The organism is Acinetobacter sp. AOR43_HL (assembly GCF_027854635.1).
GTDB classification, from domain to species: Bacteria; Pseudomonadota; Gammaproteobacteria; order Pseudomonadales; family Moraxellaceae; genus Acinetobacter; species Acinetobacter pittii.
The window spans coordinates 105,585-130,905 of the sequence record NZ_JAKTHX010000037.1 but is presented as its reverse complement, the minus strand read 5'-3'; the positions used below and the strand labels follow the sequence as shown (position 1 = coordinate 130,905).

Annotated in this window: 27 protein-coding genes and 1 tRNA gene; 12 read left to right on the top strand and 16 right to left on the bottom strand. The window is 37.9% G+C overall.

The features are described 5' to 3' along the window. Window positions 1-80: 80 nt before the first annotated feature. The 8 genes from MKL33_RS19275 to MKL33_RS19235 form a co-directional block, all read right to left on the bottom strand. The gene (locus tag MKL33_RS19275) at window positions 81-1,277 is read right to left on the bottom strand and encodes an HlyD family efflux transporter periplasmic adaptor subunit (RefSeq protein ID WP_005076849.1); all 1,197 of its coding nucleotides are present in this window, start codon (window positions 1,275-1,277) and stop codon (window positions 81-83) included. After that, the gene (locus tag MKL33_RS19270) at window positions 1,274-3,415 is read right to left on the bottom strand and encodes a type I secretion system permease/ATPase (protein WP_005802602.1); all 2,142 of its coding nucleotides are present in this window, start codon (window positions 3,413-3,415) and stop codon (window positions 1,274-1,276) included. The genes MKL33_RS19275 and MKL33_RS19270 overlap by 4 nt, the downstream gene beginning before the upstream one ends. Beyond that, window positions 3,412-4,878 carry a TolC family protein gene (locus MKL33_RS20645; protein ID WP_333725067.1) on the bottom strand — a complete coding sequence of 489 codons (1,467 nt, stop codon included), beginning with the start codon at window positions 4,876-4,878 and terminating at the stop codon, window positions 3,412-3,414. The genes MKL33_RS19270 and MKL33_RS20645 overlap by 4 nt, the downstream gene beginning before the upstream one ends. A 274-nt stretch (window positions 4,879-5,152) precedes the next feature. After that, the gene (lptB, locus tag MKL33_RS19255) at window positions 5,153-5,896 is read right to left on the bottom strand and encodes an LPS export ABC transporter ATP-binding protein (RefSeq protein WP_002122331.1); all 744 of its coding nucleotides are present in this window, start codon (window positions 5,894-5,896) and stop codon (window positions 5,153-5,155) included. After that, window positions 5,896-6,444 (bottom strand): lipopolysaccharide transport periplasmic protein LptA, encoded by a 549-nt coding sequence (gene lptA, locus MKL33_RS19250; protein WP_002122334.1) that lies wholly within the window; start codon window positions 6,442-6,444, stop codon window positions 5,896-5,898. Before lptA ends, lptB begins: the two co-directional genes overlap by 1 nt. Beyond that, window positions 6,428-6,976, bottom strand: coding sequence for an LPS export ABC transporter periplasmic protein LptC (gene lptC / locus MKL33_RS19245; RefSeq protein WP_005070181.1), 549 nt, complete (start codon window positions 6,974-6,976; stop codon window positions 6,428-6,430). Before lptC ends, lptA begins: the two co-directional genes overlap by 17 nt. A 37-nt stretch (window positions 6,977-7,013) precedes the next feature. Beyond that, on the bottom strand, window positions 7,014-7,553 hold the full coding sequence (locus tag MKL33_RS19240) for a KdsC family phosphatase (protein WP_002122322.1): 540 nt from the start codon (window positions 7,551-7,553) through the stop codon (window positions 7,014-7,016). A gap of 3 nt (window positions 7,554-7,556) precedes the next feature. Beyond that, window positions 7,557-8,534, bottom strand: a complete 978-nt coding sequence (locus tag MKL33_RS19235; RefSeq protein ID WP_002122342.1) for a KpsF/GutQ family sugar-phosphate isomerase — start codon at window positions 8,532-8,534, stop codon at window positions 7,557-7,559. A 213-nt stretch (window positions 8,535-8,747) separates the two neighbouring features. Between MKL33_RS19235 and cysS the strand changes: the two genes are divergently transcribed. The 5 genes from cysS to MKL33_RS19210 all read left to right on the top strand — a co-directional run bounded on the left by cysS (window position 8,748) and on the right by MKL33_RS19210 (window position 13,262). Continuing rightward, window positions 8,748-10,169 (top strand): cysteine--tRNA ligase, encoded by a 1,422-nt coding sequence (cysS, locus tag MKL33_RS19230; protein WP_270907553.1) that lies wholly within the window; start codon window positions 8,748-8,750, stop codon window positions 10,167-10,169. Between the two features lie 63 nt (window positions 10,170-10,232). Then, window positions 10,233-10,308 (top strand) — tRNA-Gly (locus MKL33_RS19225). 235 nt (window positions 10,309-10,543) lie between these two features. Beyond that, window positions 10,544-11,515, top strand: a complete 972-nt coding sequence (locus MKL33_RS19220; RefSeq protein WP_270907552.1) for a hypothetical protein — start codon at window positions 10,544-10,546, stop codon at window positions 11,513-11,515. Beyond that, complete coding sequence (locus MKL33_RS19215) at window positions 11,512-12,603, top strand: hypothetical protein (RefSeq protein ID WP_270907551.1); 1,092 nt, start codon at window positions 11,512-11,514, stop codon at window positions 12,601-12,603. Before MKL33_RS19220 ends, MKL33_RS19215 begins: the two co-directional genes overlap by 4 nt. After that, entirely contained in the window at window positions 12,600-13,262 is a 663-nt protein-coding gene (locus tag MKL33_RS19210; protein ID WP_270907550.1) for a hypothetical protein, read from the top strand. The genes MKL33_RS19215 and MKL33_RS19210 overlap by 4 nt, the downstream gene beginning before the upstream one ends. Window positions 13,263-13,416: 154 nt before the next feature. Here the strand turns inward: MKL33_RS19210 and MKL33_RS19205 are convergent, their stop codons facing one another. Further along, window positions 13,417-13,746 carry a hypothetical protein gene (locus MKL33_RS19205; RefSeq protein WP_270907549.1) on the bottom strand — a complete coding sequence of 110 codons (330 nt, stop codon included), beginning with the start codon at window positions 13,744-13,746 and terminating at the stop codon, window positions 13,417-13,419. Between the two features lie 85 nt (window positions 13,747-13,831). Continuing rightward, a complete protein-coding gene (locus MKL33_RS19200) occupies window positions 13,832-14,278 on the bottom strand; it encodes a winged helix-turn-helix transcriptional regulator (protein WP_270907548.1) in 447 nt (148 codons plus the stop codon). 111 nt (window positions 14,279-14,389) lie between these two features. On the opposite strand from MKL33_RS19200, the gene MKL33_RS19195 reads away from it, so the two are divergent. Together MKL33_RS19195 and MKL33_RS19190 are read left to right on the top strand one after the other, a co-directional pair. Continuing rightward, on the top strand, window positions 14,390-15,643 hold the full coding sequence (locus MKL33_RS19195; RefSeq protein WP_238517545.1) for an MFS transporter: 1,254 nt from the start codon (window positions 14,390-14,392) through the stop codon (window positions 15,641-15,643). 144 nt (window positions 15,644-15,787) lie between these two features. Next, window positions 15,788-16,192 (top strand): hypothetical protein, encoded by a 405-nt coding sequence (locus tag MKL33_RS19190; RefSeq protein ID WP_075382625.1) that lies wholly within the window; start codon window positions 15,788-15,790, stop codon window positions 16,190-16,192. A gap of 72 nt (window positions 16,193-16,264) precedes the next feature. Here MKL33_RS19190 and MKL33_RS19185 read toward each other — a convergent pair whose 3' ends face one another. Continuing rightward, the gene (locus MKL33_RS19185; RefSeq protein WP_005070199.1) at window positions 16,265-17,512 is read right to left on the bottom strand and encodes a mechanosensitive ion channel family protein; all 1,248 of its coding nucleotides are present in this window, start codon (window positions 17,510-17,512) and stop codon (window positions 16,265-16,267) included. Window positions 17,513-17,754: 242 nt separating this feature from the next. Here MKL33_RS19185 and MKL33_RS19180 point away from each other — a divergent pair, with 242 nt between their 5' ends. Continuing rightward, entirely contained in the window at window positions 17,755-18,117 is a 363-nt protein-coding gene (locus MKL33_RS19180) for a DUF3592 domain-containing protein (protein WP_270907547.1), read from the top strand. Between the two features lie 4 nt (window positions 18,118-18,121). Here the strand turns inward: MKL33_RS19180 and MKL33_RS19175 are convergent, their stop codons facing one another. Genes MKL33_RS19175 through MKL33_RS19160 form a run of 4 tightly spaced genes read right to left on the bottom strand, consistent with a single transcriptional unit; the run spans window position 18,122 to window position 21,132 of the window. Beyond that, entirely contained in the window at window positions 18,122-18,766 is a 645-nt protein-coding gene (locus MKL33_RS19175) for a glycosyltransferase (RefSeq protein WP_270907546.1), read from the bottom strand. Further along, a complete protein-coding gene (locus tag MKL33_RS19170) occupies window positions 18,763-19,362 on the bottom strand; it encodes a class I SAM-dependent methyltransferase (protein WP_270907545.1) in 600 nt (199 codons plus the stop codon). The genes MKL33_RS19175 and MKL33_RS19170 overlap by 4 nt, the downstream gene beginning before the upstream one ends. Continuing rightward, complete coding sequence (locus MKL33_RS19165; protein WP_270907544.1) at window positions 19,337-20,131, bottom strand: PIG-L deacetylase family protein; 795 nt, start codon at window positions 20,129-20,131, stop codon at window positions 19,337-19,339. The genes MKL33_RS19170 and MKL33_RS19165 overlap by 26 nt, the downstream gene beginning before the upstream one ends. Continuing rightward, the gene (locus MKL33_RS19160) at window positions 20,119-21,132 is read right to left on the bottom strand and encodes an acyl-CoA dehydrogenase family protein (protein ID WP_270907543.1); all 1,014 of its coding nucleotides are present in this window, start codon (window positions 21,130-21,132) and stop codon (window positions 20,119-20,121) included. The genes MKL33_RS19165 and MKL33_RS19160 overlap by 13 nt, the downstream gene beginning before the upstream one ends. 249 nt (window positions 21,133-21,381) lie before the next feature. Between MKL33_RS19160 and MKL33_RS19155 the strand changes: the two genes are divergently transcribed. Next, window positions 21,382-21,615 (top strand): DUF2171 domain-containing protein, encoded by a 234-nt coding sequence (locus MKL33_RS19155; protein ID WP_002113991.1) that lies wholly within the window; start codon window positions 21,382-21,384, stop codon window positions 21,613-21,615. A gap of 299 nt (window positions 21,616-21,914) precedes the next feature. After that, window positions 21,915-22,847: a metal-dependent hydrolase gene (locus tag MKL33_RS19145; protein WP_270907542.1), complete on the top strand. Its 933-nt coding sequence runs from the start codon at window positions 21,915-21,917 to the stop codon at window positions 22,845-22,847. 67 nt (window positions 22,848-22,914) lie between these two features. Here MKL33_RS19145 and MKL33_RS19140 read toward each other — a convergent pair whose 3' ends face one another. Further along, window positions 22,915-23,475, bottom strand: coding sequence for a TetR/AcrR family transcriptional regulator (locus MKL33_RS19140; protein ID WP_069030976.1), 561 nt, complete (start codon window positions 23,473-23,475; stop codon window positions 22,915-22,917). A 632-nt stretch (window positions 23,476-24,107) separates the two neighbouring features. On the opposite strand from MKL33_RS19140, the gene MKL33_RS19135 reads away from it, so the two are divergent. Then, window positions 24,108-24,635, top strand: coding sequence for a hypothetical protein (locus tag MKL33_RS19135; protein ID WP_206242006.1), 528 nt, complete (start codon window positions 24,108-24,110; stop codon window positions 24,633-24,635). Window positions 24,636-24,715: 80 nt separating this feature from the next. After that, window positions 24,716-25,195, top strand: a complete 480-nt coding sequence (locus tag MKL33_RS19130; RefSeq protein WP_206242004.1) for a hypothetical protein — start codon at window positions 24,716-24,718, stop codon at window positions 25,193-25,195. The last annotated feature ends 126 nt before the right edge of the window (window positions 25,196-25,321 follow it).

The following is a 25,321-nucleotide window of genomic DNA, read 5'->3' as shown; positions in this document are numbered from 1 at the left end:
CATAATAAAAATCAAATTATAACGTGAATTTAATAGAATCAAACCTATAAAAAAAGCCCCGAATCTCGGGGCTTTTTTTATTATCTTTCTCGTAACGCTTCTTTGGCTTTATTAAATGGTTTAAGTAAGTAATCGAGTACTGTTTTTTGACCAGTACGAATATCTACTGTTGCCACCATACCCGGTGTAATACCAAACGCTTTACCTTCTTTATTGTAAAGCTTATCGGAATCAGTGCGGATATAAACACGATAATAGAATTGGTCCTGTTTTACTTCATCACGAATGGTGTCGGGTGAAATAACCGTAACCTTACCTTTTAAACCACCATAAATTGAGTAGTCATAGGCAGTAATCTTAACCAGTGCTTCTTGTCCCGGACGAATAAAGGCAATGTCACGCGGTAAAATACGCGCTTCAATCAGCAATTGCTCATCAATCGGTACAATAGTCATCAGTTTACCGTTTTGTGGAACAACACCACCACGAGTAGTAACTGCAATTTCTTTGACGACACCACGCACCGGTGCTCTGAACACTGCACGGTCTAAACTGTCACTACGACCCAGTACAATTTGTTGTTGCGTTTCACTATCCGTATTCGCTTTAGATAACTCTTCACGCGCTTTCACATAGTACTGGTTCTGCGCATCATTCATTTTGTTTTGCAAATCATTTGCTTCACGACGTAAACGTAAAACCTCCACCTCACTTGCTGCACCTTTAGCCACGAGCGGTTCTGTCATCGCCAGTTCTTGTTGCACAAGTTGCAACGCCTGTCTTAAACCTGCAAGGGTTTGTTCAAGATCAGCACGACGCGAGCGATATAATGCAGTTTCTTCTTGTACTAACTTTGGTTCTTTCATCACAATTTCAGGAAAAACTAAAGGTGTACCGTTTACTTCCGCACGCAAACGCGCTGCTGTCGCTTGAGCAGAGATCAGTAAAGATCTTGATTCACCAACATTTGATGCAAAACGGGTGGGATCAAGCTGCGCAAGAATTTCGCCCTTTTGAACAATGTCACCTTCTTGTACATTCAGCTTGGTTAAGATACCGCCTTCTAAAGACTGGATGACCTGTTCTTTAGATGATGGAATGACTTTACCCGTACCAGTAGAAACTTCTTCAAGTTTAAATACCCAAGCCCAGATAAAGAAAATAACCAAGCCAATGCCCACAATCCAGATCACTAAACTGGCACGTGGTAAGGGTGGCTCACTATAAGAGACATTCATTGAACGGGTGAGTTGTTGTTCTTGTTGTGGTTCGCTCATGAATTACCCCCTTGGCTCACTTGTTTTTGTTGGGCTGTTGATTGATTGAGTACCTGATCTCTTGGACCGTCCATCACGATTTTGCCTTCATTCACGACAATAATACGGTCCACCAGTTCTAAAACAGCGCGGCGGTGGGTCGCAACGACCAAAGTACGATGTGCCAGCCAACCTTTTAAATGATCAATCAGTTGTTTCTCTGCCACGTCATCAATGGCTGCTGTCGGTTCGTCTAACAATAAAATGTTAGGTTGACGAATCAATAGACGAGCCAGTAACAATGCTTGTTTCTGACCACCAGAGAAACCAACACCACCTTCTAAAATCAGGTGATCTAGCCCTTCTTTTTTCTCTTGAACAAAAGGTAATGCTCCAGTCACTACTAACGCACGAAGAATCTCTTCATCCGTTGCAAGCGGCGCACCTAAAGTGAGGTTTTCACGAATCGTACCGTAGAAAAGATGCGCATTCTGGTTAAGTAAACCCATATCACGACGTACATCAGACGGATCAATTAATGAAAGATCCAGACCATCTAAATGTACTGCGCCTTGAGTTGGAACTTGCATACCAGATAGAAGCTGGAGCAGTGTTGATTTACCTGCACCGTTACGCCCCAATATGGCAATTTTTTCACCAGCACGAATTTTTAAATGGCGGATTGCCAAACTTGGTTTTGGGTCTTCTTCGCCATATTGGAACAAGACATTTTTTAATTCGTAGTCGCCATTTAAAACTGCTTTGTGTACCAGATGCGAACGGTCTGCCTGATCGATCGGACGTTGCATAAGTTCATCAAGGCTTTGTTTGGCGACTTTTGCTTGCTGTAAACGTCCTAACACACCTGTAATTTGAGCAATCGGTGCCAACATACGTGAAGATAAAATTGAACAAGCTACTAACGCACCTGTAGTCATTTCACCTTCCATCACGGCAAAACATCCTACCAATACCACAATTGCATAGGTCAAACCTTGAAGCATTTGAGTCCATGCCATTAAAGTACCGACGATTTTACGCTGTCTCATCCCGATATCGGCTGAAACTTCGTTCATGTGGTTCCATTGGTTTTGGAAGCGAGACTCAGCACGTAATAGCTTAATGTCTTCAATACCTTGTACCGCTTCAACAAGAATGGCGTTACGGATTGAAGACTCTCTCATGCCCTCTTGTGCGAGTTGCGCTAGCTTCTTCTGTGCCAGAATACCCGGCAAAAGCATAAGTGGCACAACCAGCAACATCACCCAAAACAGTTTCCCACCAATAATCGCAAAAATAATCAGGAACAGGAAAAAGAATGGGAAATCGGCAATTGCACTAATGGTGGTTGAAGTCACCAGTTCACGCACACCTTCGAGTTCACGAATCTGGGAAATAAAACTACCGGTAGATTTTGAACGGTCTTTATTCTTGATGCGTAGGGCATGACCAAATACACGGTCAGACACCCGTAAGTCAGCACGTTTACCAATAATATCGGATAAATATACCCGTGATATACGCAAGGTAAACTCAAAAAGTGCTGCAATGAGTACACCACCTGCCAACACCCATAGAGTTGGGATAGACTGAGATGGAACAACACGGTCATACACTTGCATTGAGAAAATAATGGTTGCCAGCGCCAATACGTTGGCAATTAGTGAGGCAAACATAATGTCAACGTAGCGTTTCCAGTCTCTTAAAACAATCGACCAGAACCAGCTTGCTTCGTATGGTTTGATATATTCGTCAATACGCGCATCGGGAATAGACGTTTCAGGACGTAGGATGTAGACATTCTTAATTGTTGTTTTTAAGACATCTAAGCTTAAATTTTGGGAAAGGCCGTGATCTCCACTAAACTGAATACTGACATTTCCTTGAGTATCGGCCTTATCAATTACACCGACCTGTCCGTCATTAAACTCGACCATGACAGGTAAACGCCACGGATTAAGTAAATCTAATGAAAAAGGTACTTTACGTAAATTGAGTCCAACCTGACGTGTCATTAACTGCAAAACATCATCAAGGTTTTGATTTTGGTTCCAGTCAAGTTGTAAACGAATTCTTTCTTCTGAAGGCTCAATTCTATAATGTTTAGCAATCGTTAAGACCGCCTGTAACCAGGGCTGGTAATTTATTTTTGTCATCATGGTTGTACTTCGAACCCCTGAATTGAAATATTATTTAAGTCATAAGCTTGGCGGGAACGTCCTGTTGCTGCAATGTATTGAACAATACTGCTATAGATATCATAACGAGCTGTTTCGAATTCTGAATTAGCACTATGAATCGCTTGTTCGGCATTTAATAAGTCAACCAATGAACGGGTACCGAGTTTGTACTGCTCTTGATAGAGTTCGCGTGTACGAACTGTTGTCGCTTGGCGGTTTGCTAAAACCTGCATTTGACGTTGTTTATTTTCAATTTGCTCACGGCTGGTTCTGATCTGATCGAGCACATCCAGATACACAGAATTCACTTTAGATTTAGCGGCTTCCTCTGCATAACTTGCCATTTTTACTTGGGAAGAAACTGCCCCACCTTGATAAAACTGACTGGTGGCTTCAAGCATGATGGAACTATATAAACCGTCGTCTTCATCATTGTTTGGGTTTTTTCCATTAATGGCCTGACTCACCGAGCCTTTCACTGCCAAAGTTGGATAACGTGTTAAACGGGTCTGTTCCTTTTGGGCTTTAGCCACTTCAATGCCCGCTTGTGCAGCGATCATTTTTGGAATGGTATTAAACTCAGGTTCACCATATAAATCAGACACTTTCACCAAATCATCTGAAATAATCCAACCTGTACGTGAAACATCACCACCCAACAATGTTCTTAAATGTTGTTGGTACTGACGTAGTAAAGATTGCTGTGCAATCAAACCGGACTGTGCAGCTTGTAAATAAGACTGGGCTTGGATCGGGTCAGCCTGACTGCTAATACCAGCGTTTGCACGTAAATTAGCGATTTCCTGAATTCGCTGAATACCCGCAATTTGCTGCTCGGCAATTTTATTTAATTGGAGATAGCGCTGAATGTTGATAATCGACTGAGCCACATCAAGTGCAATATCGTCAATGCTGACCAACACATTCGCCTGTTCGACTTGGAGTTTGGCCTTCTCAACCGATACACCTGATTTGACTTTACCAAAATCATAAAGCATTTGAGTTGCGTTTAAAGTCAATAACTGCCGACCACGCTCGCCACTACTCAAGTCACCTGTGGTAATACCACCTGAAATTTGAGGATAGTAACCTGCCTTCGCAACATCAATACCAGCATTTTGGCCAGCTAAAGTTGAAATAGCTTGGGAAATATCAGGGTTACGCTGGATGGCGATTTTCACCGCTTCCTGCAGAGTCATTTTCCTTGATGGCAAATTTGAATAAGATGAAGCTGCTCTATCATTGAGTTGAACAGTCGGAAACTCCTGCACTCTTGAACGATCTAGCCTAAAATTACTCAACTCTTGCATCTTAGCGACTTTAAATTCATCACTACTTTTAGGGGCAAAAAGTTGTGATAAGTTGTCTTTTAATGTGTGATATTGCTCACTTGGTTTAGCGGCATATATCACCATAGGTACATGCAGTGAAGTTAAAAGCATCAACCCTTTCAGGAAAGCTGGCTTTTTACATGTCCTTTTTACTCTTCTCTGGTTATATCCAATCATGCTTGTCTTGTTGATCTTGTTTGTTATCGTTTAAAAGCTTTTACATTCTACATATTTTTTTGCATAAAGAAGCATAAATGCAGGAATAATTCACACATTATTTTTTCATCAAGTGAACCGTGTAATTTATTGTTTTTTAATAATTAAATATAAAAAAGCTAAAAAGAAGCATTGACCTCTTTTTAGCCAAATAGATTAACTTTTTTATTTAAACTGTAAAATCGTCACCTAAGTAGACTTTACGTACCTGTTCGTTATCCAGAATTTCTTGTGGAGTGCCTTCTGCAATTACCGCACCTTCGCTCACAATATATGCACGTTCACAGATCGCCAAAGTTTCACGTACGTTGTGGTCTGTGATAAGCACACCAATACCACGATCTTTTAAGGTCTGGATAATATCTTTAATATCACCCACCGAAATTGGATCGACACCGGCAAACGGTTCATCAAGTAACATAAACTTAGGATCAGCAGCCAATGCACGTGCAATTTCAGCACGGCGACGCTCACCACCAGACACACTCATTCCCAATGAATCTTTAATATGACTGATTTTAAAGTCATTCAATAATTCAGTAAGACGTTGTTGGCGCTGTTGTTTATTTAAATCTTTGCGTGTTTCTAAAATAGACATAATATTTTCAGCAATTGTCAGCTTTCTAAAGATAGAAGCTTCTTGCGGAAGATATCCGATTCCCTTACGTGCCCGTTCATGCATTGCCAAATCGGACATATCAAGATCATCAAGGTGAATTTCACCTTTGTCCATACGCACTAGCCCAACAACCATATAGAAGCTTGTTGTTTTTCCTGCACCGTTAGGACCAAGCAAACCAACAATCTGTCCACTTTGCATACTAAAAGATACGTCTTTGACGACCCAACGTTTACTATAGTTTTTTGCTAAGTGCTTAATACACAAAGTTTGGGGTTGAAGAGCTTGTTGCATTAGTCACGCGCTCCTGGGAAACTTTTTGAAGTTGATGGCGGAATAATAATTTGAACACGGTTTGATGATGAACCTTGAGCTTCAACATCGCCTTTGTTCATACTATATTTCAATGAGTTACCACGGATGCTTGAACCATCTTGATATAGATATGCACCACCAGTCAAAGTAATAATGCCTGTATCTGCATTATAAACAATGGTTTGACCCTCGCCTCGTGCAACGCCCTTGTCAGCACTGATTTGCTGTTGGAATTTAGATGGTCTACCTTTGGCAGTAATCGTTTGAATTTCACGTTTAGAGTTTAGCGTAGCAACAATTGAGTCGGCTTGAAGCTTCATCGTACCTTGCTCAATCACCACATTACCCGTATAAGTCGTTAAACCCGTTTTCTCATTATAAGTTGCACGGTCTGCCACTAAAGAAATTTGTTGATTACGGTCAGACGGTAAAGCAAAAGTCGAAGCAGATGATAAAGCAACGAATGTAATTACCGCAGCTTGTTTTAGGAAAGCTGAAGAACGTTTTAAATTAAGACTTTGGTGCATACTTTCCTCGAATATTAAAAAATTCGTACTGACCATTATTCAAATTAGCTTTTAACCCTTTGCTGACAAACTCGGCTTGTGGAGATTGAACAACCACTTGATGATCTGTTTCAATTTCTCTGGTTTTTGGATATCCAGTTAACTCATCAGTTTGGAATTCAATCTTCCCTTGTGGCGCCAGTTTAGTTGCGACCACATCACCCGATAAAATAACTTTACGGTTATCATCGTAGCCATTTGCCTGTTTTGCAAAGAATGTTGCATCAACTTTGCCATCTTTATACATCGAGGCATTAAGTTGATCCAACTTTGATGTTTTTTGTTGCATATCCTGTTCAAGCTGACGAACTTCAGCACGGATATACAAATTGCCTTGATCATCAGTTTGAGTCAAATGGACGCCCTGCGCTGAATATGTCATATTCTTCGCAGAACCAATGTCTAGTTTTTTTGCCTTGCCACTATAGTAGTAGTAACCACCACTTATAGCAGCAACCACTACAGCAACAATTGATAAAACTCTGGTATCCATGAGCAGGAATAGCCTACCTTTTTAAGTAATCTTATTATTAATGCGGTACTGCAAGATATTTTTCAAGAAGTTCTTGGTAAATGCCTTTTGCGATCAGCAACATATCACAGACTTCACGAACAGCACCACGCCCACCCATCGATTGCGTAACCAAATGCGCACGGCGACGTACTTCTTCGTGACCATTTGGCACAGTAACACTCATACCTGCGATTGCAAAAGCAGATAAATCAGGCCAATCATCGCCCATATATAAGCAATCAGACGGCAAAATATTAAACTGCGCACATGCTTCACGAAGTGCTGAGCCTTTGTCTTCACGGCCTTGAAAAACGAGGTCTACACCTAAATCAGACATACGTTTTTCAACAATATTACTTTTTCTGCCTGTAATAATGATAACTTTCATGCCTGCTTGCTGTGCAAGCTTCATTCCTAAACCATCACGAATATCGAATGATTTAATTTCATCGCCGCTATTGGTTAAGGTTACGAAGCCATCACTCAAAATACCATCAACATCCAGAACCAATGCCTGTAAATGACGTGCTTGTTCTAACAATGCATAAGATGCCATTGATTAATTTACCCCTGCCTGAATAAGGTCATGCATACTAATTACACCAATCACTTTGTTTTGGTCATCTACCACCACAAACTGACTAATTTTTTTCAGGTTCAGCTGTTGTAGAGCTTCTACCGCACGTGCTTCTTGAGAAATCGTTGATGGTTTTTTTGTCATCACTTCTGAAACAGGCAAATTCACATCGAAACCTTGCTGTTTATCAATTAAACGGCGCAAGTCACCATCGGTGAAAATACCAAGCAAATGTTCTTGTTCATCTACAATTGTCGTCAAGCCTAAACGTTTATTAGAAATTTCATAAAGTACTTGATTCATTGGTGTATCTGGTGAAACTTTTGGCAGTTCATCGCCTGTATGCATCAGATGTTTTACATGTAAAAGTAAGCGTTTACCCAACGCACCTGCTGGATGCGAACGAGCAAAATCATCTGCAGTAAAACCACGCGCTTCAAGTAAAGCGACAGCCAGTGCATCACCCAATACTAAAGTTGCTGTAGTACTCGACGTAGGTGCTAAACCTAATGGGCATGCCTCGTCAGATTCGCCTAAAGTTAAAGCAATGTCTGCGTTTTGCGGCATTGGGCCTTTATCATCACGGCTAATGGTAATAAGAGGAACGCCAAGATGTTTGATTAAAGGCATCAACATCATGATTTCATCACTTTTTCCAGAGTTGGAAATCGCAATTAAAACATCACCACGAACCAGCATTCCCAAATCGCCATGTCCAGCTTCACCCGGATGCATAAAGAAAGATGGTGTACCAGTTGAGGCGAAAGTTGCAGCCATTTTACGGCCAATATGCCCTGACTTACCCATGCCAGTGATCACAACACGACCTTTACACTGTAACAATATTTCACAAGCTCGGTTAAAACTGTCACCAATTTGTGTTGCTAACACGTCTAAGGCTTGTTGCTCAATACGCAATGTTGCTAATGCGCTGCTTTGGAAATCTGTAGGATTGGGCATACGAGTTTGACTCAAAATAATTGATCTGATCTCTTGTGAAGATCGGTGATTTTAATCAAAAGATTTGGGGGCATTCTAACATAACTCAATCATCTACACGTTTTTAAATGTATAAGATTTCACAAGCTTATAAAATTCTTGCATAAACCTTTGTGAAAAATGATGCATCAGTTATGATGTAACACTGTTTTTGTTGAGTGTTTGAAAACCCTTATGCAACCGTTTGTTTTATATAACTCTGAGCAACGAAAAAAAGTTGAATTTGTACCTCGCAAAGAAGGTCACATCGATATGTACGTCTGCGGTATGACCGTTTACGACTACTGTCATATCGGGCATGCTCGAGTTATGGTTGCATTTGACTACATTATTCGTTTCTTACGTAGTCAAGGCTGGAATGTTCGCTACATTCGCAACATTACCGATATTGACGACAAAATCATCAAACGTGCGAATGAGAACGGTGAAACAATCCAACAACTCACCACTCGTTTCATCGATGCAATGAATGAAGATGCAGCGAACTTAGGCTGTTTAGCACCTGATGAAGCACCTAAAGCGACTGAATATATCGACCAGATGCAAAATATGATTGGCAATTTGGTTAATAAAGGCGCTGCTTACCCTGCTTCAAACGGCGATGTTTATTTTGAAGTTACCAAATTTGAAAAATATGGTCGCCTCTCTGGCCGTAAGCTTGATGATATGCAAGCTGGTGCAAGTGAGCGTGTTGATGTAGAAGTTGAAAAGAAACACCCTTTTGACTTTGTACTTTGGAAACATGCAAAAGAAAATGAACCATCTTGGGCATCACCTTGGGGTAATGGCCGTCCGGGTTGGCACATTGAATGTTCTGCAATGTCGACTTGCTGCTTAGGCAATCACTTTGACATTCATGGTGGTGGTTCAGATTTAATGTTCCCGCACCATGAAAATGAAATTGCGCAAAGTGAAGCTTCGACTGGTGAACAATATGTAAACTATTGGATGCATGTTGGCTTTATTAACGTTGATGGTGAAAAGATGTCTAAGTCTTTAGGCAACTTCTTTACGATTCGTGACGTGATGGAGAAATTCCACCCTGAAGTGATCCGCTACTTTATTGTGTCTTCACACTATCGTAGTCCTGTGAACTTCTCTGATGTAGCACTTAAAGAAGCAAAAACTTCTTTAACTCGCTTCTATCATTCATTTAAAGCTTACCAACAAGTGTATGGTCAAACGACAACTGAAACGCTTGATCAAAGCTTTATTGAACGTTTTAACAATGCAATGTGTGATGATTTCAACACTGCCGAAGCAATGGCTGTGTTGTTTGAACTTAACAAAGAGTTAAACCGTGCTGTAAAAGAAGAGCAAGCTGACCAAGCGACTGTGCTTTATTCAACTTTACGTCACCTCATCAACATTTTAGGTTTGGTACAACACAATGTAGATGATTTCTTAAAATCTGATATTGGACAAGAAGCGCTTGCTTTGTCTGATGCTGAAATTGAAGATTTCATTCAACAACGTGTTGATGCGAAAAAAGCAAAAGACTTTGCTAAAGCGGATGGTATTCGCCAGTCTTTGCTCGACCAAGGTGTGGTATTAGAAGATACACGTCAAGGTACAGTTTGGCGCCGTGCTGATTAAACGTTCAATTAGATCACAAGAGTGTTGACACTTTAATGAAACACTCTATAATGTGCTCACATTGCGGGAATAGCTCAGTTGGTAGAGCATAACCTTGCCAAGGTTGGGGTCGCGAGTTCGAGTCTCGTTTCCCGCTCCAAAATTTAAAAACCACTTAATTCTAAAGAATTAGGTGGTTTTTTTATTGCTAAAAACAATTATAATGAAGCAAATTTTAAAATATTTTTTTGTAATATGAGAGATGTTTTAAATTAATGCCTTTAATAAAGGTTTTCAAATTCTTTCATCAATAGCGTATAAATTACGTATGATGAGATCATTTTAGACATATGTGTGATTTCAAATATTAAATACTTTAAAATAATGAGGAATATATGGGAGAAACTAACAATATTAGTTTAATGGCTAATTTAATCTCAGATGAAATTTTTTCTGTTTTTAATTGGGTCTCATGCCCTGCTTTAGACCAAAATTGGGTATGTGTTGAAGTTGAACATGAAAAAGAAAAACATCCAGCTGATGTAGTTTTTTATTATTTTGATCCATATACAAATATAAAAAATTATATTCATACTGATTTAAAAAGCTTTTCAAAATCGACTATTGAAAATACGGATTTAGATGAAATAATTAAAAGTCTATCAATGCAAGTTGAATGTTCGGAAAATAGTCCGGAATGGCAAAAACTGTACTCTACTGAACAAGATAATTTTGTTGTTCATGGCATGTTATTTATATATAACCATGACAATCAATACTTAAAACCTATTAGTGGAAAAATTGCAAATATTGACACTAATTTAATTAACATACCTAGACATAGCCGTATTGTTATTTTTACTCCTGCAGATATTCACTGGTTACACAATGTGGCAAATCATATAATATATCTAAAAGGTAAAAAACAATTATCTGACAACTATACCTTCTTCTACCCTCAAAGAAAATCTCAAGCAACTATTGGTAAATCTAAATATGCAACTTTAGAAGTACTAACATCTCCTTGGATAATACTCGAAGATACACTACCTAATAAGAGTGAAAAAATAATTACTTTATTCTATAGACCATCAGGAGAGGAAGAAGATGAATTTATTTATCTTCTAGATTATTTAAGACAAAACTCACTACTTGAAGAAGATTATAAAATTACTATCTATCAACTAGATCAAGATAAATTCGCACCCACTGTTTTTGATAAAGCTAAAATACGTTATATTAATAACTTAGATATAACTGATGAAAAACTACTTAACATTATAAATAATATTAATTTATTGAAAATTAACAATATTAAGTCAAGTTTTAGTGAAGTAGAAATTGGAATGAAGGAGCGTACAAAATGAAATATGGATTTGATAATTTACTCATTAATGATCGTGAAATTTTTGATACGATTTATTCTCAACAACAAAAGCTTCCAAATTCAAAGCTTTATGAACTTTGTAGAAATAGAGGAATTTTATTATCACCATATGAAGATAGAGAAACCCTAGCAACTTATATTGCTAATTTATATTATGATTGGAACTCAATAAAAAATTTACTTGAACAAATTAATCATGATGATAAATCAAATAAAATCACTTCATCAGTATTACATATAGATGATTTAACTAAAATAAAAGAAGTTTTAAAGGAAATCTCCCCAGAATTTGAACGAAACCAAATTTCTGTGAAAAATGATGGGAAGAGTAAAGTTGAAGTCAATATGACAACCTCAAAGGTAGAATTGAATAAAACACGTATGATTCAACGCCCCTTAAAGGATCAAACTATTATTCTTGAAAAACAGGATGATAAAGTAATAATTAGGCATAATAGCGATGATGCGATCAAACCTTTTGTTGAACGACTTATAAAAGAAACTTCAATCAAAGTCGGTAAGAGTATAATTCCTGAAAATATTGATCTCCAAGAGATTATCCTGCCAGAGTTTCGTAATAATTTTTTTCAAAAACTTATGTTACTAGATCCTGCTCTTTACGATTTAAATGATGTAAAAAGAATAAGAGTTCATCATAATACACATGGTTCACAAGAGATAATTCTAGAAGATGAAGAAAGCTCTATTAAAAGTGCTTTATTATCAGGTAAGTCCTTGCACACAAATGGAATGTACAAAGAACTAAAGAAACTAGGACATTATATTACTGAAATAACATGGGTAACAAAAAATTTAAAAGATAATATTGCGATTGAGATAAATGCAGGATTTGAAAATCCTAAACTTTGTACAGGTTTTTTTTATGATGTAAAATGGTTTTATAAATTTAGTAAAAGAACAAATGGCTTTGTAAAAGATCCAACTAAATTTAAGCCAACAGAAAAAGCCAAGCTTAATGCTTATTTTGATAAAACTTCCAATAAAATTTTTAAAGAAATTACAGAAGAATATAATGCTTCTTTAAATCAAGATGGTGGTATGACATGAGCAAATATAGAATATATAATGCGAGCTTCCCCGTTAAACATTTAGATATTTATGAGAAAATTTTAAACTGGGAAGGTTCTGAGTTTTATAAATTTAAAATCCTACGTACTAGAGATTACTATTTTGATGCTGTATTTATAGAAACAAATATCATTGAAGAGGAGTTTATCGATCTAGACAATAATACACAAATAATTAAAAAGTTAGTCAGGAATGAAATTTTCTTTTCTATTCTTAATAGAAAAGAAAATAATTTTTTAACACTCAATGAACCTCGTAGTATTTCAACATTGAAAAACATTTTTTCAAAAATATTTAATTTTGAATTCTATATGGATTCTATTAAAGTACATCCTCTTGAAATTGTTAATGAGTTTCAAAATAGTGTAAAATCTTCTATTACTATTGATAAGATAGAAATCAAAAATGCACTATTTAATAAAAATATAACAATGAATTCAACAATTAAGGCTAGCTTTGATATCAGAGACAATTTAAACGATATAATAAAGACAAAATATTATGAGATTTCAAAAATAAATGGTTTTATATCAGAATTTCCTAAAGACCGTTTTTTAATTACGAATGAATACGTAATTAAATTTGAAGGCTCCCTAGAATTACCTATATTAAACTTTATTCATACTCATACTTTTTAAGTTTCAAAATAAAATTAGGCAATCCTAACGATGGTGATATTAGCAATCAATCCATAAAAGTACCCTACCATTGAAATCATAGGTTTTTTATAAAACTAGGAAATATAAAAAAATTCTATTTTTACCCACGACTAACCATTTCCTACTCACACCCTCACATATTTTTAGCTAATTCTTTTGCCAAACATTGTTCATGCCAATTGGTTTGAAAATTTTCGACAGCTTTTGACTTAATGAGAGGATCTTCAAATAATTTTGAAGAATATGCAGATTTGATAAGCTCTTGATAAAGTTGTTTGGCTTGTTGCTCTTCAAGATGATTGGCGATGTCGTGTAACTCTTTAGCTGGCACTTCATGTTGTCTAGCATCCATCACCCCACTCGCTGCTTTCTTCACAGTTTCACAGTAATGAAGTTCCATTGCTTCCGATGCTGCATAACATTGAATTGAAACTGCGCTTATAAAGAGGAATATAAATCTCATAATCTCACCTTAATTTGACGCGCAAGGTTATCAATTAATCTGCCCAAATTTAAGTTAAAAAAGGTTATTTTTGTTTTCTCTTCTTTTATTTCACCTTTTGCACTTGAGTATTAGAAGCTCTCAGCACTGTTCCATCTGCCGCGACTGGTGCCATAAATGGAATTTGCTGACCTGTAGTTTTATCAATTAACAGAGAATGGCGCTCTCCACTTTCAAATAGGTTGTGCTCTCCCCATTGTCGTAAAGCCACAATCACTGGAAACAAACTCTCCCCTTTAGTGGTCAATACATATTCTTGATAAGCGGTGCCATCCGAAGCGTCTTGCAGTTCAAGAACACCAGCATCGACTAATTTTTTTAGTCGGTCAGAAAGAATATTTCGTGCCACTCCCAAGCTGCGCTGGAAATCTCCAAAACGGCGCATTCCATCAAAAGCATCACGCACAATAAGCAATGACCAACGATCTCCTATGAGATTGACACAGCGCGCAACAGGACAAGGTTCATCTTTTATCAATGTAGAGTTCGCCATTGAGTTTCCTAACTAATCATCAGTAACAAGTTATCTAGTTGCATTTTAAAACTAGTCGATCTAACATTCAACTAGTTGCATTTTAAAACTAAATTGAATGGATTTAGGCCCATGAAAGCTTCTCTTGCATCTTCAACTTCACACGCCAAAAGTGATAAACCGCTTTCAAGCATGCCTCGTGGTGTAATTTTGCTGTTTGCTATTGCAAGTGGTGCAAGCGTAGCAAATGTCTACTACGCACAGCCTTTGCTCGACATATTGGCAAGAGACTTTAATGTTAGTCATGCTGCCATTGGTGGGGTGGTTACAGCCACTCAAATCGGTTGTGCCCTAGCTTTAATCTTTTTAGTGCCGTTAGGTGATTTGGTAAATCGGCGTTGGTTAATGGCTCTACAGTTACTTGCCTTGATATTTGCTTTACTAGCAGTTGCCTTTGCTCATTCTACGATTATTCTTTTGGCAGGAATGCTTGCGGTAGGTTTACTCGGCACAGCCATGACTCAAGGGCTTATTGCCTATGCTGCGAGTGCTGCTCTCCCACATGAGCAAGGACATGTGGTCGGTACTGCACAAAGTGGTGTGTTCATTGGTTTACTGCTTGCCCGCGTATTTTCAGGGGGAATTAGTGATGTAGCAGGTTGGCGCGGCGTGTACTTTTGCGCAGCCATCATCATGCTCATGATTGCATTGCCGCTTTGGAAACGTCTGCCTCATTTAGAAATTCAGCCCACTACCATGCGTTACTCGCAACTTTTAGCATCGATGTTAAATCTGCTTCGCCAAGAAAAAGTACTCCAAGTGCGCGGTGTGTTAGCTTTACTCATGTTCGCGGCATTTAATATTTTCTGGAGCGCATTGGTACTGCCGTTAAGTGCCCCGCCTTATAGCTTCTCGCATACTGTAATTGGGTCTTTTGGACTTGTTGGAGTGATTGGTGCTTTGGCTGCTGCACGTGCGGGTTACTGGGCCGACCGTGGATATGCTCAGCGCACAAGCTTGTTGGCACTCGTAATATTACTGCTCGCTTGGGGTCCACTTTCACTCATGGCTCACTCGCTCTGGGCACTCGTAATTGGCATCGTATTACTAGACTTAGGCGGGCAAGCTCTGCATGTGACCAACCAGAGTATGATTTTTCGTACTCGTCCAGAAGCGCATAGCCGTCTTGTTGGTCTATACATGCTCTTTTATGCAGTAGGTAGTGGATTGGGTGCAATCAGCACAACAGCGACTTATGCTTATGCTGGTTGGCTTGGCGTGTGTGCACTCGGTGCAGGTGTAAGTTTCTTGGCTCTATTATTTTGGTGGATGACACGTCATATCGTGCCTCAAATCACTCATGAAAAGATAACAATATATAAATAAATAAAATATAATAATCCAAAGTTTTATAAGCCCATGAATAAGAAAGTTTAGTCTTTAAATCTTAAGTTCGAGCGGTAATAGAATGAAATCTTCTTTAACAATCTAAAGATTGATATGCAACTTTAGACAATTACTATCAAATATATGCAAATCCCTATAGGAACAAAATTGGGTATTAATAATAAATTGCTTTACACGGTTGTATTTGCCCTTGTTGCAGGATGCCACCAGCAAGAAGCAAACGACAGTACAAATGCTGTGAAACTCCCAGCCTATCAGTACGATGGTTTCTCTGGTTCAGCACGCTTAAAAGGAAACTTGGAGTTAAAGCAAGGATGTCTTTATGTGAAAGATATACTCATTGTCTTTCCAGAACATAGCGCTCAGTGGGATGCTGAAAAAAACACTTTAAGTTATAAAGGCCAGCAGATCGGCTTAGGGGGCATATTAGATATTACTGGAAATATTGGTAATTTTGAGCAAGACAATTTACGTATTAAGCATTTGAGTCCCATGTGTGATCATCAGAATATTTGGTTTGCCGGATAATCTTTTGTGAAGAGTATGAGTAAAAAAGCCCCCGTCTGGGAGCTTTTTAAAATTCGTTTAGCAGCCTAAAACTTAACTTGGATGAATTTCTGCCGTCAATCTTTGCAAGTCATGACCCGAAGGTGCTTGGTAAACACGTAAACCAAACTCGGGAAGAATTGCAATTAAATGGTCAAAAATATCTGACTGAATTGCTTCATAAGAAACCCACGCAATCGTGTTGGTAAATGCATAAATCTCTAGCGGCAACCCTTGGCTGGTCGGCTGTAATTGACGAACAATAATAGTTTGATTTTGAGCAATACCCTTGTGCTGACGCAAGTAAAATTCTACATAGGCCCTAAATGTACCAATATTGGTTAGACGGCGCTTGTTGTAACGAGATTGATTGCTTAAATGCTTATTGAATTCTTCAATTTCAGAATTCTTTGCATTTAAGTATTGATCTAGCAATAAAAAGTCTTTGAGCTTTTGTTGCTCTTCATCACTCATGAAATGAACGCTACTTTGATCGATAAAAAGTGAGCGCTTCATTCGACGGCAACCCGAGTTGCTCATACCCCGCCAGTTTTTAAATGTATCGGTCACGAGCTTATTGGTTGGAATGGTGGTATAGGTTTTATCAAAGTTTTGAACAGTCACGGTATGCAGTGAAATATCAATTACATCACCATCTGCATTGAGTGATGGCATTTCAATCCAGTCTCCAATACGCACCATGTCATAAGAGGCAATTTGTACACTCGCCACCAAAGACAAAATGGTGTTTTGGAAAACCAGCATTAATACCGCTGCCATCGCACCAAAACCAGCGAGTAAAGTGAACACATCCTTTTTAAGGAATGTTCCCAAAATCATGAGGCCACATACAACAAATAAAATGAGTTTAACCAGTTGTAAGTAACCTTTAATCGGCTTATTTCTAGATTTTGGATTTCGCTGATAAATAAGGTTAAAGATGTTTAACAGCTCGCTGACCGTAAGCGCGAGTGTAAGAAAAATAAATGCTTGCGCTGCCATTTCTACAAAAGCAATAAACTTTGGAGATAGATGAGGCACGGTTGCAATACCATTCATAATCACAACAGCAGGAACAATATTTGCAAATTTCTTTATAACGCTATGCTGAGCGAAAATAGACTGATTTGGTGATTTGAGTTTTGTGACTAAATGACGAACGCCCCGAACAATAATGCGTTTGGCAATAAAATTTGCTATTGCAGCAAATAAAATCAAAATCGTGAGTGAAACCAACATTTCTAGCCAAGGATATTGACTTAACTCACCCCGAATATCACGGAAAAAATTTAAAAAATCCAAACCTATACACCTTTAAAATTTCTTTTGTAGAATTTTAGGGGTTAAGAACGTTTCTCATAAGGTTTGTTTACATATGTAGTCATAAATACAACAACTAAGTTATATACCCTGCCCAAATTTAATTATGATCCGTTAATTTTAAAGCTTCATTTGCTTATGCTTTAGACCAATTATATAAACTAGATCAGGCTTATCAGTTCATTTAGAATAAGGCGTTAAACGAATAATTCTGGTTTGAGTGAGTGAAATTTTCTGATTTTTTGACTTTTATTGGAACAGTCTGGTTCAGCTTATTGTTTATCTATATTGCTTGGACCTTTTTTCTTAAAAGTCAGTTTCAAAGATTTTTGATTTATAAACGAGGAAAGATGACTTCTGCCGAGGTCGTATATTTTCAAGACTCATTAGCTAAGGTGCAATATCGCCCTTTATGTTATATCAAATTGAAATTTCAAACTGAGCAAGGCCAAATCATTACTGAAAATTTAAAGGTGCTTATTGCTAAGCAAGATCACTATAAATATAAACTGGGTAGTATTATTAATATTAAATATGACCCTAAAAACTTAAAGAATATTTCGATATTGAGCGAAGTGATGATTTAGGTCATTAGAGATTATTTAAAAAATACGATAATCCCTGTGGGGCGCGCCCATTTAAACGACTACTTGTGGTTACTCGTACCAGATTACTCCAAGTAATATTGCAACAATGCTTGATCAATTTTTTGATTAAAGACACGTCTTCATGGCATGAGATAGGCTCAAAGCCGCCGACCAAAAGATAGACCTCTGCACTAAAACTTAAATTGGCCCCATGAATATGCGCGTGGTCCATTTCATCTTTATAGTGTGCTAAATATTTTTGCTGTTTCATTATAGAGAGATGACTAAAATCGTCTAGCGTTACAGTACCGCAAATTGCATCTGTTGGTTGGTGCTGGATTTGATAACGCAGCCAATCTGGACTCACCACAGTGTCTGCATCGGTACAGGCAATCCAAGTTACACCACGCCTGATTAAATGACGGATTCCCAAATCCCTCGCTTGCCCCACACATGCATAGTTGCATTCAATCCAGTTAATCTGATGGCTTTGTACAATCAACCGCGACTGATCTGTACAGCTATCGAGTACAACAAGCACTTCTACCTCATAACCACTAATGTTATCTATGGCGACCTGAATAGATTGCAGGCAGGCCGATAGATAATACTCTTCGTTATGCGCTGGAATGACGATACCTATTTTCATCTTAGTTTTTCCTGCTGTGCTAAAGAGGAAGTGTTCGCCGTCCACAGATCAATCATAAAATCTGGGTCGTTTAAGCTGAGGTAATGGTGAAATGGAAAATGTTGCTGAAAAGCTTGATGGACTTGCTCTGCATTTAATTCAAAATCTTGAATTTCATGACGCCAGTGACAACACAGAATCTCGCCATCATCATTTAAACTAAGCTTTAACTTTTCAATAAACTGATGCAATTCATCCTTGGATAAGTAATAGGCCATCTCACTAATTAAAATCAGGTCAAATTTTTGAATCGAGTAGTCTTCGGGTATTTTTCTGTTTTCAACCACAACATGCTCGAACTCTTGTAGCCGCTCGGAAGCTAAATGAACAGCACGCTCAGAGACATCTATACACAGTAACTCCTCGGCTCTTTGCGCCAAATGAAAACTTAAATGTCCATTTGAACAGCCGACTTCTAGCACCTTTGGGTAGCGGGGTCTTGTCAGCAACGCGAGACAAATTTGTCTTTTACGTGCTTCATACCAATGAAAGTCATAGCCCCATGGATCACTGTTATGACGATATAAATCTTCAAAGTACACGCGAGAATGAATCACTCAAATAAACCTCATAAGGCATTAAAAGACGTTTAATCGCACTTGGAGATAGCACTGCGGCATTACCCGTAGTTTCATCTGCTTCAAGTTGGGTTTTAAACTGCAAAATTGCTTGATGTTTTTTAGTTAGCTGTTCTTCGGTTAAGCGGTAGGCTTTTGCTCGGTGCCAATCAATGCGTGGGTCTAAAGGCTCTGCCCAATGCCAAGCCCAAATTAATACGTGTAAACAGAGTAGTTGCTTAGCGGTTGCATAGGCTTGTACGGTTTTACCTACTGCTTCATGGTCTGGATGACCATCAAATTCATAGCTACAAATCAGAATATCGTCGGCTTGAACTAACTTGCCTAAACTCTGCCACAGTTGTTCGGTTTGCAAATGAATCTGGCCATCTAACAAATTAAGCTCTATATGCTCGGTGAACTTTGCTACGCCTAGACAATTTAAGGCTGCCAAGCTTTCTTGCGGGCGAAGAATATTGAGCTGATCTGGAGAATATTTTGTAGAGTTAGGATGACTTTGTGTGCCGTTACTGACAGCTAAAACCACTATTTTACAGTTCAGTGCAATCAGCTGCTGCATTAATCCGCCACAGCCAAGCACTTCATCATCAGGATGTGGCGCAACAATTACTACCCTTTTAGAACGAAATAACTCAAGATCTAGAGGCGCTAACGGTTGTTCCTTAAATGCCTTTAACCATTGCTCTTTGGCTGTCCCCTCACCAAAAATAATACGGTCTTCAACCAAAGGATGTTTTAAAGTTCCCATAGGCTTTGCTCCGATACACAGAGATCTGCAATTTGTTCATAGTCAAAAGCAGCATGACTTTGCCTAATAAACACAGGCAGATCAGCCATGAGCTGAGCAAATGTCGCATCTTCACAAAAAGGACGAGCACCCAAGGCTTTCCCTACTCGCTCAATAACGCTCAGGCAGCATTGTTCTGTTTGGGCACGTAATATGCGTATTTCCCGCTCATGACTTAGCGTTGGTTTATGGTCTATGAGCTTGGCCACATATTGAAAATACTGTTTAGTGATTTCTAGCTGCTGAGCGACCTCGCCTAAATACAATTTTTTATACGGATTAGGATTTGCCTGACAGCTTTCTTGCAAAAAGTTAGCTAGACGCACGGCGGCACCATACCAACAGGCCGCAACACCTGCTGCGCCATGCCAAAAACCTGGGCGTTTTAAATAACTATTTGGCTGACCAATCAATTTAACAGGTGTATTTTTAAAAGTTACTTGCGCAGTCTGTGTCGCATGCATGCCTACAGCGTGCCAGTGGCTTAAATCGGTTGTAATGGATGGATGACTTAAGTCGACAATACAAAGCTGCGCCAGCCCTTGCTGATCTTTATAACTTATTAAAGCTTTTTCAATGAATTCAGCACCAGAGCACCAAGGTTTTATGCCATTACAAAGATTGTCTTTTATTCGCAATGGTGCTGGTCCACCGTCTGCTGCCCAAACTGCCCAAGTCTGGTCATCTATTTCTTGCTGATAACCCAATTCATTTAAAATGCTTAAAGCATCACAATGAGACTCAAAAAGCTTAGCTAGACTTAAATCAACTCCAGCAATCTGCGCAAAAAGTTGCCAACGTTGATAGGTTTGACCCGAAGCTGGATGAGGCAAATTTTGAGTTAAATTTACAAGCTGAAAAAGTAAATTTATACGAAGCTTACTTTTATCTTCAGCTAGGGCAGCTTCAAATTCACTCAAACTGATCAGTATCGTCATGTTTATAGGTATTTTAATATTCATTGCAAATAATTATTTATAAGACTTAACCCAACCATAACTAAAGATTTCTGTTTAGATAAACATATAAATTGTAATAAAAAGAAAAATATTATTAGTTTTATATCTAATTATTTCATTGTTACTCAAATATCACGGTTAAGTGAACTTATAATCCGATCATGTAAGGTTTATTAAAAACTCAACATTTAATCGATTATTTAAAGTAGTTTAGTTCTTACCGTTTTTCTATTTCCAAAGAAGAGGTCTAAAATGAACACTTTAAATATTAATGATATTAAAAAACACGCAGATGTTATTGCTTCTTGTGGTACTAAAGTAGGTACTGTCGATCATCTCGATGGTGAAAACCAGTTAAAACTCACCCGAGACGAAAGTGGTCAACATCACCTCATCCCTACTGGGTGGATTGGGGAAGTAAAAGAAGATCAGGTTATTCTGAATAAAAATTCAGAGGAAGTTAAAGATCAGTGGCAAGCGATCTAAACTTCTAAGCTAGCTAGTTTTAGCTAGATTAAAATAAAATAAATTTATAATTAAAAATTTAAATTATAAAAACCAAAGCTCCTTTTTATTAAGGAGCTTTTTTATTCATCTCATATTTAAAATAAAAAAGCTTACCCTCGTGTTGTGTTAAATATATCCAATCTTTAATAGAGCTGCTTTTATCTCTATAAACCTTTTTGAGTCTCATTTTGTCCCTTAAGCACATGGTGATCAATTTTACTTAATGCTAAAAATTGTCCATTCGCATTAAATGAACAATTATGAATAGGGTGACGTATATGATCACAGGGAATCATCAGCTTAAAGCAAGAAAGGTCCATTTCGATTTTACCGAATCATCGGTCTGTTGGATGCCGAATGATCCTCTATGCTCGCATGTCGCCAATGGCATCAACATGCTCTTGCCAGCTGGTGAGTTTTGGTTTTGCCGTGTGTTTAATAAAACCCTGCCCTTAATTACCGATGAAACACTAAAACAAGAAGTGATTGGATTTGTCCGCCAAGAAGCTGCTCATGCACGTGCGCATGAAAAAGCACAAGACTTCTTACGTGAAAATGGTTACGACATTCAAGAAACACTCAACCGTGCCCATTTTGTTTTTAACATTTTGTTGGGTGACAAACCTCTAGGCATACCCTTTTTAAAAGGCGAAAAGCTTGATGAATATTGGTTACTTTTCAGAGTGGGAGTGATTGCTGCAATCGAGCACTTTACGGGAACCATTGGTCAATGGACGCTGGACAGTAAGACTTGGGACCAAGCTGACCCTGCTATGGCAGATTTGTTCCGTTGGCATTTGGCTGAAGAAGTTGAACATCGCTGTGTTGCTTATGATTTATTTGAGCATCTCTTAACAAACAAATTTGGTTTTTATGTGTCGCGCCAAGTGATTATGGCGGCGGTTTTCCCACTGTTTATTTACTTCCTTGCTGACTTTGCCCGTAGTTTAGGTAAGCAAGATTTAGAGCATGAAGATATTCAAAAATTGATGCGCCGTGGCTACTTTAAAATTATTCGTGAATTTGAAAAAACCGCGACTCGCTCAGACAACTTACCGACCATTAAATATTTGTGGAAAGCGACGTTAAGATGGGCTTCACCAAAATTTAACCCAATTCATGAGGGAGACACCGAGCAAGCTTTAGCTTATATGGCTCGCTCGCCTGCGGTTCAATACTTTGAAGGAATGCATTCTGCAAAACCTGTGTAATCAAGCTAAGCGCTTATTTCAATACAAAGTAAAGCCTCTTTTTGAGAGGCTTTCTTTCATTTAAGAGTTATCTAGAACGACACAGATTAAAAAGAAACAATCGAACTAGCGCGCTTTCATCAATGCTGTTTTTTTCAAAAAGTCGGAACATCGCCCCGTCAATCATACATAAAAACATGTAAGCGTCTTCGACTGAGGCGGTAGTTTTGACGGTTAAAAGCAGTTTATAAATTTCATTGATGAACCAAGTTCGGTACTCAATCGTAACGCCATAGGCCTTGGGATAGACTCTTTTAATTTCAAACAATGCCTTAAAAGGTAAATGATATGGCCCTTCTAAACTCGCATGTAAAAAGTAAATTTGCTTAAGTTTATCCAGCACCATGAGTTCATTGTAAGAATAGAGAATGGAAAACACTTTGTCTTTTAGCGTGTCTTTTTGGAAACTGATACACCTCTCGATTAGCCGTTCTTTTGAGTGAAAGGCATTATAAAAAGTGGCTTTGGAAACCTTGGCTTCACTAATAATTCGATCGACACCGACCTTATGAAACCCATATTGATTAAATAAGTCTTTTGCTACGTGAAGCACTTTTAATGCTTTAAAGGAAGATTGCAAATTTGGCATAGATATACCGCTAAAAATAATTTTTTGTTGTATGTAAATGAGATAGAAATGCCGTCACTCTTAAAATGAGTGCTAAAAAACAGGCATGCAAAAGCCGCACAAAATGGCGTGCTGACCTATCTCAAGTTTTATAGTTGCTGTGTTTTAGATTCTTAAGGTGTAGAAAACCTAGAGTCGATTGAACCGCTTTATAGATTGCTCGAGTGGTATGAATAGAGAGACTTTGGCAAAAGCCAATAAAGAAGAAATAGTACGCATAGCGGACTCCTTTGGGTATAAAGAAGCTTCACCACATTACTGTCAAATAATGGTGGCGAAACGAGAGAAGGTTGACAGACTGATACCCAAAAGATCAGCACACCCGAAGGTGTCCCCCTCCCGTTCCGCCGCAGAGGGGGCACGCAGGGATGCCCACAAAAAAGAGAGACTTTTTCGTGTGCTTTGGGTATGCGGCCTGTCAAAGCCGACTGGCAATGTGGCCAGCAGGCAAAGGATAATCGGAGGGGTTTTAGGTGTCAATGTGATATTGGATAGAAAATGGATAAATAATTTTTTGTTTTTCATTAGATTAGATTCATTAATCTATTGAATAGAATATATTATATTTGCTTAACTCACATTAACTTATAAATATGAATACTATCTCAGCTACTCTTTTATATGAACACTCAATTGAGGGATGCATCAAAGACGCAAATGGCAATTTAAAACCTTTCCCTATTCTCGCAATTGATAATATTCCATTAAATATATGGGTGCACCAAAATACACATATTACTGATCTCGCAGAAACTTTAGTTCCAGCGCAAGGTTGGTTATATGATTATGATAGTGAGTTGGCATTAAGTAATGCTTGGAAACTTCTTAAACCACAAACTTATGAAAATGTAGCAATTTCAACAGTAGTTCCAATTTTAATTTGCCCTGATGATTTAGATCTAGTGTGCAATGTGGTTATGGTGGAACAAGTTGTTTCAGCAGATCAAGTCGTATGGACTCGTTTTGGTTACGCATTTAACCATACTCACGATGTTGTGACATCTGTAGTCTGGGAAACCTCGCCTTCTACTCCTCACCTAAGTTTTCCGTTGAGCGAATTTGAAAAAGCATATAATGATTTAAAAGAATTAGACAAAAAATGGAGTGAAAATTTTATATAGTTTTCTTAAACATAAAAGTATATTGAAAGATGCTGCTCTTAGTTCCTCTAAATATCATGTAATAAATTTAGGTTATATAAATGTCTAATAGTTATAAATTTCAATTAAAATTGGAGCTAGATCTAAAATTAATCACTCCTGAAGAAGTTCAGGACTGGGCCATGCATGCACTAGAAAATGATCCAACAAATGAGCTAGCTTTAGACATCTGTTTTTTATCAAATACTGAGCAAATTTTACAATACTTCAGACTAACTGAAAGAAATGAATTTAGTGAAACTTCGATAGATAAAGTAACAACAAAAGTTTTGGAAAATTATATTTTTAAGCATATAAATACCGTGAATCATAAAGACCAGATATATTCTTTTTTTCAAAATATTTTTTCAATAAATCATTACTTAGAAAAAGAGGAATTGCGTTTCTTAATTTACTCATACGAGGGTCAACTAGACATGGCTTTAGAAGGCTATTCAGAATTAGAAACTGAGGCACTATGGGAAAATTTTAAAATAGAGTTAAAGGCATATTTTTCATCTGCGACTAATTTTCATAACTAAAATATGATCACTAATAGAGCCAGAATTAGATATTTTTTATATTGCAGAGCTTCTTAAAATTTATTTTAATCTAATTGGCGAATTATATAGGGTAATACACCGATAAAATGAATAATTAAATCCATT